16 protein-coding genes and 2 pseudogenes are annotated in these 15127 nt (G+C 71.2%); 7 read left to right on the forward strand and 11 right to left on the reverse strand.

All coding sequences use genetic code 11. The features are described from left to right. Positions 1-20: 20 nt before the first annotated feature. The 4 genes from ACFVYK_RS01335 to ACFVYK_RS01350 are packed head-to-tail and all read left to right on the forward strand — an operon-like array spanning position 21 to position 3928. Positions 21-1475 (forward strand): VWA domain-containing protein, encoded by a 1455-nt coding sequence (locus ACFVYK_RS01335; protein ID WP_389767241.1) that lies wholly within the window; start codon positions 21-23, stop codon positions 1473-1475. Further along, positions 1472-2329, forward strand: a complete 858-nt coding sequence (locus ACFVYK_RS01340) for a hypothetical protein (protein ID WP_389767243.1) — start codon at positions 1472-1474, stop codon at positions 2327-2329. The genes ACFVYK_RS01335 and ACFVYK_RS01340 overlap by 4 nt, the downstream gene beginning before the upstream one ends. Further along, positions 2326-3558, forward strand: coding sequence for an extracellular solute-binding protein (locus tag ACFVYK_RS01345; RefSeq protein ID WP_389767245.1), 1233 nt, complete (start codon positions 2326-2328; stop codon positions 3556-3558). Before ACFVYK_RS01340 ends, ACFVYK_RS01345 begins: the two co-directional genes overlap by 4 nt. Positions 3559-3598: 40 nt before the next feature. Beyond that, positions 3599-3928: a CU044_2847 family protein gene (locus ACFVYK_RS01350; RefSeq protein ID WP_389767247.1), complete on the forward strand. Its 330-nt coding sequence runs from the start codon at positions 3599-3601 to the stop codon at positions 3926-3928. A 57-nt stretch (positions 3929-3985) separates the two neighbouring features. On the opposite strand, the pseudogene ACFVYK_RS01355 reads toward ACFVYK_RS01350, so the two are convergent. The 3 genes and pseudogenes from ACFVYK_RS01355 to ACFVYK_RS01365 all read right to left on the reverse strand — a co-directional run. Then, positions 3986-4273 (reverse strand): annotated as a pseudogene (locus tag ACFVYK_RS01355) (glycogen debranching N-terminal domain-containing protein); the annotation flags it as partial. A gap of 169 nt (positions 4274-4442) precedes the next feature. Then, positions 4443-5093 (reverse strand): response regulator, encoded by a 651-nt coding sequence (locus ACFVYK_RS01360; RefSeq protein WP_389767249.1) that lies wholly within the window; start codon positions 5091-5093, stop codon positions 4443-4445. After that, the gene (locus ACFVYK_RS01365; RefSeq protein WP_389767251.1) at positions 5090-6235 is read right to left on the reverse strand and encodes a sensor histidine kinase; all 1146 of its coding nucleotides are present in this window, start codon (positions 6233-6235) and stop codon (positions 5090-5092) included. Before ACFVYK_RS01365 ends, ACFVYK_RS01360 begins: the two co-directional genes overlap by 4 nt. Positions 6236-6367: 132 nt before the next feature. Here ACFVYK_RS01365 and ACFVYK_RS01370 point away from each other — a divergent pair, with 132 nt between their 5' ends. Both ACFVYK_RS01370 and ACFVYK_RS01375 read left to right on the forward strand, forming a co-directional pair. Continuing rightward, on the forward strand, positions 6368-7099 hold the full coding sequence (locus ACFVYK_RS01370) for a class I SAM-dependent methyltransferase (RefSeq protein WP_389767253.1): 732 nt from the start codon (positions 6368-6370) through the stop codon (positions 7097-7099). Continuing rightward, positions 7096-7776: a DedA family protein gene (locus ACFVYK_RS01375; RefSeq protein ID WP_389767255.1), complete on the forward strand. Its 681-nt coding sequence runs from the start codon at positions 7096-7098 to the stop codon at positions 7774-7776. The genes ACFVYK_RS01370 and ACFVYK_RS01375 overlap by 4 nt, the downstream gene beginning before the upstream one ends. On the opposite strand, the pseudogene ACFVYK_RS01380 reads toward ACFVYK_RS01375, so the two are convergent. The 7 genes and pseudogenes from ACFVYK_RS01380 to ACFVYK_RS01410 all read right to left on the reverse strand — a co-directional run. Beyond that, positions 7746-7868, reverse strand: a pseudogene (locus ACFVYK_RS01380) (response regulator transcription factor); the annotation flags it as partial. The gene ACFVYK_RS01375 and the pseudogene ACFVYK_RS01380 sit on opposite strands and share 31 nt — an antisense overlap. Before the next feature lie 170 nt (positions 7869-8038). After that, positions 8039-8659 (reverse strand): NAD(P)-dependent oxidoreductase, encoded by a 621-nt coding sequence (locus ACFVYK_RS01385; protein WP_389767257.1) that lies wholly within the window; start codon positions 8657-8659, stop codon positions 8039-8041. Positions 8660-8732: 73 nt separating this feature from the next. Further along, the gene (locus tag ACFVYK_RS01390) at positions 8733-9542 is read right to left on the reverse strand and encodes an inositol monophosphatase family protein (protein WP_389767259.1); all 810 of its coding nucleotides are present in this window, start codon (positions 9540-9542) and stop codon (positions 8733-8735) included. A gap of 217 nt (positions 9543-9759) precedes the next feature. After that, positions 9760-9951 carry a hypothetical protein gene (locus tag ACFVYK_RS01395; protein ID WP_389767261.1) on the reverse strand — a complete coding sequence of 64 codons (192 nt, stop codon included), beginning with the start codon at positions 9949-9951 and terminating at the stop codon, positions 9760-9762. A 42-nt stretch (positions 9952-9993) separates the two neighbouring features. After that, the gene (locus ACFVYK_RS01400; protein ID WP_389767263.1) at positions 9994-10521 is read right to left on the reverse strand and encodes a hypothetical protein; all 528 of its coding nucleotides are present in this window, start codon (positions 10519-10521) and stop codon (positions 9994-9996) included. 172 nt (positions 10522-10693) lie between these two features. Beyond that, complete coding sequence (locus tag ACFVYK_RS01405) at positions 10694-11527, reverse strand: GNAT family N-acetyltransferase (protein ID WP_389767265.1); 834 nt, start codon at positions 11525-11527, stop codon at positions 10694-10696. A 289-nt stretch (positions 11528-11816) separates the two neighbouring features. Beyond that, positions 11817-12626 carry an inositol monophosphatase family protein gene (locus tag ACFVYK_RS01410; protein ID WP_389767267.1) on the reverse strand — a complete coding sequence of 270 codons (810 nt, stop codon included), beginning with the start codon at positions 12624-12626 and terminating at the stop codon, positions 11817-11819. Between the two features lie 125 nt (positions 12627-12751). Here ACFVYK_RS01410 and ACFVYK_RS01415 point away from each other — a divergent pair, with 125 nt between their 5' ends. Next, entirely contained in the window at positions 12752-13699 is a 948-nt protein-coding gene (locus ACFVYK_RS01415) for a LysR family transcriptional regulator (protein WP_389767269.1), read from the forward strand. Positions 13700-14126: 427 nt separating this feature from the next. Here the strand turns inward: ACFVYK_RS01415 and ACFVYK_RS01420 are convergent, their stop codons facing one another. Next, a complete protein-coding gene (locus ACFVYK_RS01420; RefSeq protein WP_389767271.1) occupies positions 14127-15077 on the reverse strand; it encodes a zinc-binding alcohol dehydrogenase family protein in 951 nt (316 codons plus the stop codon). Between the last annotated feature and the right edge of the window lie 50 nt (positions 15078-15127).

The raw sequence follows: 15127 nt of genomic DNA on the forward strand, positions 1-15127 counted from the left end.
AGACGATCGGATGGTGGCCGGTGGGGGACAGGTCGCCGTTGGGGCTCAGCTTCGCCCTGGAAGTGGACGCGCCCTCGGATCTGCCCTACGACGAGGGCCGCGCGGACGCCCTGATCACCGTCACCGCGGACTCCGCCGCGGGTTCGTCCGCGCCGGCTCCGAGCGCCGAGATCCTCATCATGGACCGCTCCCTGTCCATGACGGGCCACAAGCTGGACGAGGCCAAGCGCGCGATGTGGGCGGCCATCGACACCCTGCGGGATGGCACCCTGCTGGCCGTCGTCGCGGGCAACCACCAGGCCGACGTGATCTTCCCGGCCTCGGGCGGCCTGGCCCGCGTCGACGCCCGGACCAGGGAGGACGCCAAGCTGCGGGTGGCCGGGCAACTCCCCGAGGGCGGCACGGCGATCGGTCAGTGGCTGGCGCACGCCCGCGGCCTCTTCGCCTCGGTGGAGTCCCCCGCGACCGTGCGCCACGCGGTGCTCTACACCGACGGCAAGGACGAGCACGAGACGCCCGAGGAGCTCGGCGAGATCCTCGCGGCGTGCACCGACCACTTCGTCTGCGACGCCCGGGGGCTGGGCGACGACTGGCGATACACCGAACTCCTGCGCGTCACCGAGGCGCTGCACGGTTCCGCCGAGGCCGTCGTCACCCTCTCCGACCTGACCGAGGACTTCACCCGCCTGCTGCGCGAGGCGCAGCGGATCGTCGTGCCCCGGGTGTATCTGGGGCTGCGCCTCAACAGCCGCTTCCAGCTGGCTTTCGTCCGGCAGACGCGCCCTGTCGAAGCGGAGTTGACGGCGCGTCAGCAGCGGGGCGACGAGACGCACGTCCCGCTCGGTTCCTGGGGCCCGCAGACCCGCCAGTACCAGGTCTCCCTGCGGGTCGACCCCGACACCCTGACCGTGGACGAGACCCTGCGCGCCGCCCGCATCACCCTGCACGCCGAGTTCCCCGACGGATCCCGCCGTCCCTGCGCCGAGAGCGCCGCCATGGTCGTGCGCCGCCGCTCGACGCCCGGCTTCGGCGTCGCCCGCTCCCCCGACCTGACCCGCGTCGAGAACGAACGCGAACTCGGCATGGCGATGCGCGCCTGCGCGGACGCCCAGCTGCGCGGAGACCTCGACCGCGCCGACCGCGAGCTGCGCCTCGCCCTCGACCTCGCGGAATCCCTCGGGGACGGCGCGCGTCTGCGGTCCCTGCGCGCGGTGGCCGTCGACGGCCCCGACGGCCGGCCGCGGGTGCGGCGGGACGTCGCCCGCGGCCGCATCCTGGGGATCGGCGTCGACTCGACCAAGACCGCCAGAGGACCGGCCGGGCCGCCCGCCCGGCCGGCCCGGGACTCTCCGTCCCCCCGCGTGTGCCCCCGGTGCCGGACGACGTCCACGTCGCCGACGGCCAAGTTCTGCGAGGAGTGCGGGCACCGGCTCGGCGAAGCGGGCGTGAGCGGCGAGCCGATGGACGCCCCGTGACCGGGAGACGGCTGCGCGACTCCCATCCGGTCGTGGTGCTGCGCTGGCTCAGGGCGGGCCTGCTGGGCGTGCTGGCCGTGACGACGCTGCTGTGCCTGGTGGTGGAGGACCGGGCCGGTGACCAGATCGCCGCCTCCCACCGCACGAAGGGGGCCATGCGGGACATAGACCAGGCACACGAACAGGCCGTGAAGGCGGAGGCCGCGCTGATGGCCGTCTCCCGGATCGAAGATCCCGTGTCGATCGCCCTGACCGGCACCGGCGCCGACTTCGCCAACGCCGCCGCCCGCATCAGCTCCCACCTCACCTCGGCCACGGAGGGCAACGGGGCCGGGAGGCGGGGACTGAGCCACATCCAGTTCGTGCAGGGCCAGTTGGCGACCAGCGTGCAGCTGGCGAACGCGGCGGTCCTCGACGGGGCCCCGGCCGTCGTCACCGTCTGCAAGGCGCTGCGCGCACCACGGGAACACGAGGGCAGGGGCGCCGTCCGGTTCACCGGCGGCCTCGAACAGTCGCTCCAGGATCTCCATGAGGTCGAGAGCGACGCCGAGAAGGCCCAGCTGGAATCGGGCTGGCGGGACCGCCGGCTGCTGTGGCCGCTGTTCATGGCGCCGCTGACGGTCATGCTGCTGCTGGTCTGCGCGACCGGCCGCATCGTCGTGCGCCGCTTCCGGCGGTATCCCAGCCCGGCGCTCGCCCTCGCCCTGCTGGCCACCGCGTCGGTGGACGTCCTGATGTGCGTGTACCGGCCGCTCGAGGTGGCGATCGCGCTCCCCGTCCTCGCCGCCGCCGGTGCGCTGACCTATCTCGCGTACCGCCCGCGGCTCGCCGAATACAGGTTCCCCCGCTCATGAGAAGACTGACAGCGCCCCTGGTCCGCTGCGCCCTGGCTCTCGGGCTGCTCCTGTCGCCGGTCGCGTGCGGCGCACCGGCGCAGAGCAAGGTGACGATCATGGTTCCGTGGTCCGGCGACGAGTTCGACGCCTTCTACACGGTCGTCGAGGCCTTCGAGCGCGGCCACCCCGGCATCGACGTCGAACCGCAGGTCACCCGGGCCCTGACCCAGCAGCTCGACGCCGCGGTGGCGGCGGACGCGAAGCCCGACCTGGCGGTGCTGCCCAGTGTGGGGGCGATCGCCAAGTACCAGCGGGAAGGCGTGCTGCAAAGACTCTCCGTGGACACGGGCGACTATGTGCAGCCGTTCCGCGGGCTCGGCATGGGGACCGGGAACGGCGGGAGCGACGTCTACGCCGTCCCCGTCAAGGCCGACGTCAAGAGCCTCGTCTGGTACGACGCCGCCACCACGAAGAAGCCTCCCGCGGACTGGGCCGGCCTGCGGGCCGGCCACTACTCGTGGTGCCTCGGGCTGGAGTCGGGTCCGACCTCCGGCTGGCCGGGCGCCGACTGGATAGCCGACCTCCTGCTCGCCCGCAAGGCCGGCGTCGAGGCATACACCGCCTGGGCCTCGGGCGGCGAGGACGCGCGGTGGGACCAGGGCCCCGTCCACGACGCCTGGACCGCGTGGGGGGACCTGGTGGGCGGCGCCCGCAAGAACGCGTCCACGACGAACTTCAAGGCGGCAGCCCGGGCGATGCCCGCCTGTTCGCTGGGCCACGGCGCTCTCTCCGCGATGTCCTTCGACGCGGCCCGGGTGAAGCGGGGCAGATACCTGTACGTGTCGCCGGCCGGCAGAACACTGCAGGTCTCGGCGGACTTCGTGGGCAAGTTCACCGGGAACGAGAGCGCCGACGCGTTCATCGCGTACCTGGCGAGCACGCAGGCGCAGGGGATGTGGGTGAACCGCCCCGGCTTCGCGCTCTCCGCCGACCGGCGGGTGACGGCGGGGCACTACGCCGACGCCGTCCAGGGCGCGATAGCCGCCATGCTCCACTCCCCGGCCTACACCCTGTGCTTCAGCGCCGCCGACGCGATGGACCCCGACGTGTCCGCCGCCTTCTACCGAGCGGTCCTGGAGTACGCGGACGGCACGGCGGAAGGTCCCCTGCTCAAGGCGCTCGACAAGGTCCAGGACGCGCTCGGACCCGCGCGCTCCACGTCGCCGCCCCTGTGCGCCACCCCCTGAACCTCCCCTGAGCCTCTCCCGACCCCTACAGGAGCCCGCCATGCCGGACGCCGTTCAGTTCACCCTCGACGACGGCACCGTCGTCCTCGTGTCCCCGCCCGCCCGCACCGGCACCGGAGCCGTGGGCCTGGGCGCCCGTCTCGAGAGCGCCGCGACCAGCCTCAGCGAGGCGCTGGCGCCGATCACCACCGCCGCCTCCGAGGTGATCGGCCAGTTCCGCGCCGCCGCCCAGCGGCCCGACGAGGTGGAGGTCACCTTCGGCGTCGTCCTGGACGCCAAGCTCGGCGCGATCCTGACGAGCGCGGCCCTCAGCACGCATCTGGAGGTCACCCTGCGCTGGAGCGGCACGGAACCGACACCGCCGAGCTGAATCCGCAGCCGCGTCGGGCTCCGAGACCTCGACGGTCAGGCGCGGATCGGCGCTCTCGCCGGGCTTGACGGTGAGGGTCCAGGTCAGCGTGGAACGCTCGGCGCCGGGTGTCGCGCCAGGGGCCCTGACGGCAACGGTGACCGTCCCGTCACCCCAGCTCAACACATCTTGGCCGGAGTGCAGTCGACTCGTCGCCGTGGCAGGAGGCCGGGGCGCCCGGCCCGCCTTGGTGTGATCCACTGTCCCGAGGTCCCCGGCGACTTCGACCCGGACGGCGAGATGCACCGGCGTCGTCGCGGTGGAGAGGACGGTCAGCTCTTCGGTGAGCCGGCCGGGAGTGACGCTGCGCCGCCGACCCGACCCGCACGGTCGGGTCGGGAACGGCGTCGCCGAGCGCCTGCACCAGGCCGACGAAACGTGCGTCGGGTCCTGGGCCTATGCCGGGACCGCGTCGACGAGTTCCGGAGTCATCGGCGCTCAGACCTGCACCCTGGGGGCGAACAAGATGCTCGGGTCAGGTGGTGAGGCCTGCGTCGCGGGCCAGGAGGGCGGCTTGGACTCGGTTGGTGACCTCCAGCGCGGTCAGGATGCGGCTCACGTGGGCCTTGACGGTGCTCTCGCGCATGGCGAGACGGCTGGCGATGTCGGCGTTGGTGTCGCCCTGGGCGAGCAGGGCGAGCACGTCGCGTTCGCGAGGGGTGAGCCGCTCCAACCGGGCCTGGGCCGCAGTGACCTGGGGCTGGTTCGTGGCGTGGTAGCGGTCGATGAGGCGGCGGGCCGCGGTGGGGTGGAGCATGGCCGAGCCGGCGGCCACGAGGTGGACGGCGCGCAGTATCTCGGCGGGGTCGGTGTCCTTGAGCAGGAACCCGTCGGCTCCGGCGGCGAGGGCGTCGTAGACGTATTCGTCGAGGTCGAAGGTGGTCAAGGTGATCACCTTCGGGGGGTGGGGCAGGGCTCGCAGGCGGGCGGTGGCGGCGATGCCGTCCATGCGGGGCATGCGGACGTCGACGAGGGCGACGTCGATGCGGTGGGCGGTGGCCTGCTCGATGGCCTGGAGGCCGTCGGCGGCCTGGGCGACCACCTCGATGCCCTGGTCGCCGTCGAGGAGGTCGGTCAGGCCGAGGCGGACCAGGGCATCGTCGTCGACGATCATGGCGCGGATCATGTGGGGGTGCCGTTCTGCTCGATGCCGAGGGGGTGGGGGATGCGGGCGGCCACGCGCCACGCGCCCGCGCCGGCCGGTCCGGCGTTCAGGTGGCCGCCGAGAGCGGTGACGCGCTCGCGCAGGCCGACGAGCCCGTAGCCGCTGCCGACGGTGTCCGTGCGGGGAGCGCCGGGAGGGTTGGTGACCTCGACGAGGGTGGCAGGCGGCCGGTAGCCGATGCGTACGGTCACCGGAGCGCCATGGGCGTGCTTGCGGGCGTTGGTCAGTGCTTCCTGGACGATGCGGTATGTGGCCAGACGGTGGGTGGTGGGAGCCTCCTCGGGGCGCCCTTCGATCGTGAGCTCGATGTGCTGGCCAGCGGCGCGGGCTTCGTCGGCCAGTTCCCCCACTTCCCTCATCGTCGGCGTGAGGGAAGCGCCGGCCGGCGTGGCGTCGGGGTCGCGCAGCACACCGAGAACGTCGCGCAGATCGCTGAGGGCCTCGACGGATGTGGTGCGCAGCAGTGCGAGGCGTTCGGCGACGGGTGCGGGCAGGGTGTCGCTCTTGGTGGTCAGGACACCGGTGTGCAGGGCGATCAGGCTCAGGCGGTGGGCCAGGACGTCGTGCATCTCGGCGGCGATACGTGAGCGTTCCGCGGTGCGGGCCGCCTCCTCGCGCAGCCGCGCCTCGACGCTCAGGTGCTCGACGTCGGCTGCCAGCGCCTGGACCAGGCGGCGCCGGCTGCCGAGCCACAGCCCGACGAGCACGGCCAGGACCGGCAGGAGCAGCGTGGACGCATAGGACTGGCTTGTCCACAGGGAGGTGGCCCGGTAGCTGAGCAGGTTGGCGCCCAGAGCGGCGGCAGCGCAGCCCGCCGCGATGCGCGCCCGGCGGTCCACGGCCAGGTCGTACAGGGCGATGGCCAGCATGGGCAGCAGTGGCCATCCCCACCATGCCGTGGCCACGGTGACCAGCAGTGGCGCGATCGGCCATCGCAGCCGGGGCACGAGCAGCGCCGTTCCGCACACCAGCGCCGTGATGATGACGGGTGCCAGGTAGCGCGCTTCGAACGACATGTCGTTCAGCGCGGCGGCCAGCACGCACAACGCCACGACCGCCCCACGCCCGTAGCTCGCCCATCGGCGGCCTTCTCTGCTGCTCACCCGGCCCATGCTAGGCAGCCCGGTGCACGATTCCGTCCGGCGATCGGCGATGTTCACCCCGTACTTTCGTAGGGGGACGCCGTCGCAGAACGGCGGATCCGATACCGGTCGCGGCTTTCTAGCGTCGATTCCATGAACGACCGGACCACCTCCCACGACCGTGTCCTGGCGCAGCGCAATGCCGAAGGCTGGATGTTCCTGATCGAGGCAGCCCGTGATCTGCGCACCACGGGTGCCATAGCCCCCAGCGGAAAGGCCCTGGCCCGCGCTCTGACCGATCCCGTACGGGCTCAGGCGCCCCGCCCGCTGGCGGTCCTGGAAGCCGGTGCCGGCACCGGCGCGGTCACCCGCACCCTGATACCCGAACTGCCCCGGGCAAGCTGCCTGGACATCGTCGAGGCCAACCCGCGTTTCGCCGCGCGACTGCGCCGTCTCGTCACCACGCACCCAGACCTGGCTGCCAGGCCCGCGCAGGTGAACGTGCATCAGACCTACGTCGAGCAGCTCGACAGCGACCGGCGCTACGACGTGATCGTCTCGGGGCTGCCGCTGACCAACTTCACGCCCGCGCAGGTAGAGCGCATCATGGCCCGCTACCTGGAACTGCTCCACCCCGGCGGCACGCTGACCTACTTCGCCTACCTCGGCACCCGCAAGGCACGTGCCCTGACGGCATCGCGAGCCGAAGCCCGCCGCCACGCCGCCGTCGACGAGATCATGGCCGCCTACCAGGGCGCCTACGCCACGGGCCGCTGGACGGTATGGGCCAATCTTCCCCCCGCCCACGTCTGGCATCTGCGACGCCCTCTCGTCTCCGCGGACACGGACCAGTCCGAGTCGCAGACGGACTGGGCGAGTCGGTGAACGCCCTCTCCGACATCCTCGGCCATATCCCGCCGGCCGCGGCGTACGCGGTGGTGGCCACCGCGGTGCTGGCCGAGTCGATCCTTCTCGTCGGCGCTTTCATCCCCACGCTCACCCTGCTCCTGACCGCCGGCGCGCTGGCCCGCACCGGCCACCTCAGCCTTCCCCTCGTCATCACTGCCGCGGCCGGAGCCGTGGTGGCGGGTGACTTCCTCGCTCACCGCACCGGCAGGTTCCTCGGTGACCGGCTGCGCGGAGGCCGGATGGGCCGTCGGATACCGGGGGCCGCCTGGCACCAGGCCGAGACGCTGATGACGCGCCACGGCGGCCGGGCGGTCTTCCTGGCCCGCTTCCTGCCGGTGGTGCGCACCCTCGCCCCGCACTCCGCGGGCGTCACCCGCCTGCCCTACCGCCACATCGCCCCGTACAGCGTCGTCGCCTCCTGTGTATGGGCCACAGCGGAAGCAGGGGTCGGATACGCCGCCGCGACCTCCCTCCAGCGCGTCCTCACGCTGGGCGGCCCTGCCCTCGCCCTGGTCGCGTTGGCGGCGATCGGCGGCACGCTGCTGTGGCGAAGAAGGCGCCGCCCGTCTCCTCCGACCCAGGAACCGGCGTCCGAGCCGGCCACGAAGTCCGGCGGCCATGCTCAGCCGGGCCTGACGAGGCCGGCGTCGTAGGCGAAGATCACGGCCTGGACCCGGTCCCGGACCCCGATCTTGGTCAGGATGCCGCTCACGTGCGACTTGACGGTGGACTCGGCGAGGGAAAGGAGAGAATGCCGCCGCTTACGCCGAGCAAATCCCGGCGTCCCACCTCGAGGCCGGCCTGCGCCAGCGTCACCTTGACGAGCCGAAGTCAGTAGCGTCTCGCGCCTGTCCGTCGATTCGGGTCAGGCCGGGCCAGGCGCAAAGAAGACCAGCGTGTACGCCAGGCGGACACTCAGCGGTCGAGGGGCACGTAGGTGCCGCCGGGTAGGTCCGGTGTTTCGGCGGCGTCGAGCAACGCGGCGGCGACGGTGGCGCGGCTGACGCGGGCGGGGAAGATCCGATGGGGTGCCTGGCTCAAGTCCACGGTGCGACGGTGTTCGCTGAGCGGTCCGGCAGACAGCGGCCCGCAGTGAAAGACCGTGCCCCCGGCGTCGAGGACGGTGGTGTCGGCGGTGACCTTGTCGGTGAGTTCGGCACCCATGGCCCGCAGCAGGGTGCGCGTCAAGACGCCGGCCGCGGCGGCGGAGGCGCCGGTGCCGAACGCCCCCATCCAGATGACGCGCTCGGGGACGGCGGCCACGGCGGCACGAGCACCCGCGGTCAGCACACCGACCTGGTCACGACTGGGGATGCCCAGTGCGGAGATGATGGTGGTGGCGTCCTTGAGCGCCCGGCTGATGGCGTCGGTGTCCCGTACGTCAGCGCGCACTCGGATGAGCTGGTCGTCATGGCCGGTGGCCGGGAGGCGGTCGGGATCACGGGCGACGGCCGTGACGGTGTGGCCACGATCAAGGGCCTGCTGGATCAGCAGCTGCCCGGTGGCGCCCGAAGCGCCCAAAACAGTGAGATGCATGGTTGAACTCCTCATAAGGAAGCGGAACTTGGGGGCTTGGCGATTTCCGCCGGGTGACAGACGCCGCAGCGGTTCAGGTGGTACTGGAAAGCACGTTCAGAGCGGCGGCGTGCACTCCTGGCGCGGCGACGAGCAGGTCGGCACCCTGCCGCCAGGGCCGGCCGTACAGGTCGGTGGCTATCGCGCCGGCTTCGGTGGCGAGCAACACACCAGCGCCCACCCCTGACATCTCGGGCTGGAACTGCCAGTAGGCGTCGTACTGACCGGCGGCCACGCCCAGCAGCGGGAAGGTGGTGGGGACGGTGCTGCGTACCAGCAACGCGTTGCCCAGCATGGCGGCGAATGCCTTCGCCATGTGCTGGCGTCGCGCCTGGTCTTCACCACCGTCCTGGCTGGTGGTCGTCATCGCCACTTTGAGGTCGTTCTTGGCGGACGCCTGCAGCCGAGTTCCGCTGCGGAAGGCACCGCCGCCGCGCACGGCGGTATAGGTGAGGTTGCCGATGGGCTGATGCACCACGCCGAGCACAGGCTCGTTGTCGCGGACCAGGGTGATGGTGGTGCCCCATTCCGTCAGCCCGTGCAGGTGGTTGATCGCGCCTTCGACGATGTCGCTCACCCACCACTCGCCGGCGGGCAGGCCGCCTTGGTGCTGTTCCTCCTCATCCTCGCCCAGCCAGGTGGCCTGCGGGCGGATCGCGGCCAGGGCAGCCTGAACGCCCTCGGCGGCTTCTTCCTCCATAGGTCCGAAGCGGCTCATGATGTCCTCACGGGTGGCCGGTCGGGCATCTGGTGAGTAGCGGGCAAGTACGCGGGCGCCGATCCGTTCGGCGACCTCGACGACGGCGGGGAGCATCGCCGAGTCGTCGGTGACCGTGCTCAACACGGCAGAAGCGGAGTTGGCAGGAGCAGACATGGCAGGGACCTCCGAGAGGTAGGGGATAAGAGCAGCAACTGCTGCTTCAGCGGCAGTTGTTCATGCACGGGCGATGCGAGGCGCCACCGAGGTCGGACCGCGAGGCGGCCGAGGGCGGGGTTCAAAGGGACCGGCGAGCAGGGCGAGGGCGTCGGCGTGCAGAGCCGACGTGCTGACGCGATGCTCGTCAGCCGGCTCCGATGGCCGGCCCTTCGCCGGTGATGATGCCGCCGTTCCGGCGAGCAACACCGTCCCGGCCAAGCCGGACCGCGCGCTCCTCGTACTGCCAGTGCATACGCATACGTCCTGCGGCGACCCGAGACATCTGGTGGATGGCCGGCACCGGCATACGCACGTAGAGGACCGCACGCAGCACCACGCCGACCAAGGCCCCCTGTGCCACGATCGCCCGAGGGCTGCGTTACGTGCGAACTCGGCCCCACGGTTTGAAGACCGAGAGGACCATGGCAAAACTCAACAGCGCCATGGCGGTGGCGGCGAGGAACGAGACGAACCAGATGTCCTGCAACGGCTGTTCGCCCGTGGCCAGTTCGGTGACGGGACCCAGGAACGCCAGCATCATCGCGCAGGCGATGACGTTGAGGACCAGCTTCACGGCGACCCACCAGTAGCGTACGAGGCCCCACTTGGTCGCCAACCCCAGTAGGACACCGGTGACCAGGCAGACCGCCCCTGCTATGAGTGCTGAGAGCAGAAGAGGGACGACGAAAAAGTCCGCGAGTGCGCGATATACGGTGGTGCGGTCCTCGCCCGCGCGTGCCCAACCGATCGCCACCAGGACGATGGAGATGACATCGATGCCGATCCAGGCTCCCGCCGAGACGACGTGCGTGACCAGGATGCTCTTGCGCAGCCGGGCCGGGATGCTCCACAGGACCCGGCGAGCCCGTTGCGTTGGGGTGGTTGGCGCTGTGGAAAGCGTGGTCATGGCTGTCCTCGTCTGTGGATCGGCTCGGCTACGGCTCAGCGGTCGGAGCCCGTGACGGGGCCCGCCCTGAACGGATGGGTGACAAGCGGTGTGCGGCCGTCCAGCCTGTCTGTCTGTCTTCTGGGTGTCTGTCTGTCTGTCTGTCTGGAGCACTACGGACCATGGCCTCGCTCTATGCGCGCCACAGCCAGTTGGCCCGGTCATACATCGGCTCGAAGCCGGCGCGCACCAGGTTGTGCAGGGACGGGTTGTGTTCAGCGGGGCCCGCCGCGCCCGTCTCCGCGACGATCCATCGGCAGCCCTCGTCCGCGGCCGCGCGGAGGCGGGCGGCGAGTAGCGCGGACTGGGCGCCGTGGCCGCGCGCGTCCGGCAGCGTGGCGCCGGCGAACATGTGGGCGCAGTCGGCGTCGAAGAAGACGCTCCCGACCGCGACAATGCGCTCACCTGCCCAGACCGCGTACTGCCGCCAGTTCGCCTTGCCCACGCATGACGCGGCCATCTCGATCAGGTCCGGTGCGGTGAACCCGAAGGTGGTCATCAGGACGGTGGCCCACTCACGGGCCTGCTGGACGTCGACGACGCCGACCCGCCAGCCGGGGTCCAGGACGGGAAGGCCGGTGGGGGTGGGCGCCGTTTCGAGGTCTCGGCCGAGCTTGGTGTATCGGCTGCCCTCGGTGAGGCCCAGTTTCGAGGCAGCGGCGTCCCAGTCGGGCGGCAGCAAGGGTGGTGCGATCATGAGCGAGCCCTGCGCCACCCCCTGCTCCCGGTAGAAGTCGCATACCTGGCTCACGTCCTCGACGGTGATCGGACGGTCGGTGCCGAAACCGCCTGCCCGGTTGAAGAAGTGGCTCGGCTCCTCGCGGATCACCAGTGCCTGCGTGGCGCCGGTGTGCACGGTGCCGAGTCCCAGGGCCTCCTGCACTGATGCCGGAGCGCTGGTCGCGAAGTCGGCGTAGGCCATGATCTCGGTCAGCTCGGCAATGTCGCAGGGCACGGGGATCGTCATGCGTAATTCCCTACGTTCATAGCGGCACCGGAAAGACGGATACCAACTGCGTTTGGATGGCGAGGACTTTCCGTACGCCCGGCACGACCACACGACCGCACGACCACACGACCGCCCGACCGCCCGTTGCTCGGGGCAGAACGAAGTGGGACGGAGCGGAGCGGACCCGACGGCCAGGCGTACGCGCCTTCGTGTACACCAGCGACACCCCATCAGCCACAACACCCGGCTCGGCCCGCGCGATTGCGAGTCGGGTCGGCAGGGCCAGGGTGGTCCGGCAGGGAGCCGATCAGATCGAGGACAGGACGTCCAGCGCAGTGGTGTGGATCTGGGGAGCGGCGGCCAGGAAATCCCGGCTGGCCGCGTTCCAGGGCTTGCCGTCCAGGTCGGTGACGGTGCCTCCGGCCTCGGCGACCAGGAGGGCGCCCGCGACGAGACCGGAGCGGACGTCGGAGAACTGCCAGAAGGCGTCCATACGTCCGGCGGCGACGTGGACGAGCTGCAGCGTGGCCGGCACGGACACACGTACAACCAGACCGGCGACGAGCATGGCGGTGACCGACTGCCCGATGCGGCGGAAGGTGTCGGTGCTCTCGCCGGGCCGGGCCTGTCCGGTGCCGATCAACGCGGCCCCCAGGTCACTCTTCGCCGACACCGTCAGCGCACGGCCGTTGAGGTGGGCGCCACCGCCGGCGGTGGCGGTATAGGTGTCGCCGGTCAGCGGGAGGTGAACGACCGTGAGGACCGGCTGGTTGTCGCGCACCAGGGTGGCGGTCACGGCCCAGTCCGGCATGCCGTGAACGTGGTTGATGTTGCCCTCGGCCGGGTCGACGACCCACCACTCGCCCGGCGGAAGCGCCCCGCCTGCCAGCTCGTCCTCCGCCCACTGCGAACCCGCCCTCGCCCGCAGCAGCGGCTCTCGCAGCACGGCGAGGACTGCGTCGTCATTCGCGTGGATCTCGCCGACGACCTCCTCCAGGCTCACGCCCCGGGCATGGGTCGTGTAGCGCTCCCGCAGGGTGACGCCGGCGTCCTCCACCGCAGCGGTCACCGCGGACAGGAGCGTGGCGTCGGGGTCACAAGGCATGGCTGTGGGCATGAAGCATTCCTCTTGGGTCGGTAGAAGCGGGGTGTTCACGAACGCTGTCCCTGCCCCGCACCTCGAAGGTAGAAGCCGCCATTGTTAACAGCAAGTGCAATGTATTCACTCGTATAGTTACCGGCATGCAACTGGACTTGAACCTGCTCGCCGCACTGGACGCGCTCCTCGAGGAAGGAAGCGTCCAGGGCGCCGCCGCCCGCCTCCACGTCACCTCACCGGCGATGAGCCGCTCGTTGGGCCGTATCCGCAAAGCCACCGGCGACCAGATCCTGGTCCGCACCGGACGCCACATGACTCCCACCACCCGCGCCCTGGCCATGCGCACCCAGGTCCACGCCTTGGTGCAGCAGGCCCACCACCTGCTGTCCGCTCAGACGGAACTCGACCTGGCGAGGCTGGAGCGCGTGTTCACCGTCCGCTGGCACGACGCCCTCGCCACCACCTGCGCAACCGCCCTGATCGCCGCAGTGCACCGCCAGGCCCCCGGGGTGCAACTCCGGCTGACCGCCGAGCCCGGTGACGACACCCCCGAGCTACGCCGCGGTGAGGTCGACCTCGCCTCCAGTGATGGCCCGCCGTCCCTGCCCGACATCCGCCACCGCCTCATCGGCCGCGACCGGCTCGTCCTGGCCGTCCGCCCGGGCCACTCCCTCACTCAACAGCCCGTCACCCCTGAGAGATACGCGGCGGCCGATCACCTCACCGTCTCCCGGCGCGGACTCCTCCACAACCGGATCGACGACGCCCTGAGCGCCCTCGGCCACAAACGCCGCGTCATCGCCTCCGCCCCCACCACCGCCACCGCGCTCCAACTCGCTCGCGACACCGACCTCGTGGTCACCCTCCCCGACGTGGTCACCCGCTCCGCCCGCCACCAACTCGGCCTGACCACCCTGCCAGTGCCACTCGACCTGCCCGAAGTACCCCTGCACCTGCTCTGGCACCAACGCCACGACAACGACCCCGCCCACACCTGGCTACGCGAAACAGCCACCCAAACCCTGCGCACCCTCTTCACCTCACCCAGCCAGCAGGAGCCCAACAGGCCACCCGCGGGTGTGGCAATTTAACGGCGGCAATTTAACGGCCCTGTCTCACATTCGGTGGTGACGGATGGATTACCCGTGAAGGGCCGACGGCCAACCCCGCCGCGTCCCTGTTGCGCCTGTACGGTGTGCGGCAGACTTCCCTGACCGTCGCGGCGGCCACCTCCGTGCCCGTGGCCGGAGCCGCCGACATCGCTGATGTCGCTGCTGTACGGCTCTCCGCCGCCGCCCTGACGGCGCCCTTCGGACTGCTCCCCCTGCTGCTGGTGCGGCCGGACCGGCCCGCTGTGGCGGTGCTCGAAGCACTGTGGGCGACGCTGCTCGTCGCCGCGCGGCGGGAGCGGCAGAGGATGTGCGGCACCCGTCACCGCGCAGGCCATGCCGGAACCGGCGCCGGCATCACAGCCCGCGCGAGCGCCCTTCACACCGGATGGGCACCAGGACGACGGAGTTACTCCGCCACCGCGACCACGTGCTTGCCCGCGACGCCGCCGCGCTCGAACGCCTGGTGCGCCGCAGCGATGTCAGTGAGCGGGTACACGCTGTCGATCATGGGGCGCAGCGCACCCGACGTGACATGACCGGCCAGGTCACGGAGCAGGGCGGTTTCGGGATTGGCACTGAAAGTGCGGATGCGGCGGGCCCCGTACACGCTCGACGCGGCGATCGCGGCCAGGGCGGAAGCGGACAGTCCCACGGTGACCATCCGGCCGCCCCTGTCCAACCGGCTCCGGTAGCAGTTCAGTTCCGAGCCGACGGTGTCGACGATGACGTCGAACGGGCCAATCCGGCCCGAGGTGGTGGAGCGGTAGTCCAGGACCTCGTCGGCGCCGAGGCCGGTGAGGAGCTCGGCGTGGCGGTCGCGGGCCAGTGCGGTCACACGGCCGCCCATCGCGTGCGCCAACTGCACGGCGGCCGTGCCGACTCCGCCGGCCGCACCCCGGACCAGAACCCGTTCCCCGCCGGTGAGACGCACGCTGTCACGCAGCGCGAGCAGTGCCGTGGAGCCCGCGACGACCAGGGAGGCCGCCTCGACCGGCGAAACGCCTTCCGGGGCGGGTGCGATCCGGTCCGCAGGGACCACTACGTACTCGGCGGCCCCCGCGGTCGTGTGCCTCTGGCGGGGATGCACCATGCCCCACACGCGGTCCCCCACCCGATGACCCGTGACATCGGCGCCGGTCGCGGCGACCGTCCCCGCGAAGTCCAGTCCCACACCGATCGGGAAGCGGCGCCCCGACACCATCTTCAACTCCCCGGCCCGGACGATCACATCGTGCCCGTTCACGCTGGACGCCTCGACCGCCACCAGGACCTCCCCCGCGCCGGGAGCGGGACGGTCCACCTCATTGATCCGCAGGACGTCCGCCGTACCGAAACTCATGACCTGAACGGCCTTCATGTCGCTGTCCTTCCGTGACCGGCTGTGGTGTGTCCGATGCTGGCCCCCGC

This window comes from Streptomyces sp. NPDC058291 (assembly GCF_042880855.1).
Lineage (GTDB): Bacteria > Actinomycetota > Actinomycetes > Streptomycetales > Streptomycetaceae > Streptomyces.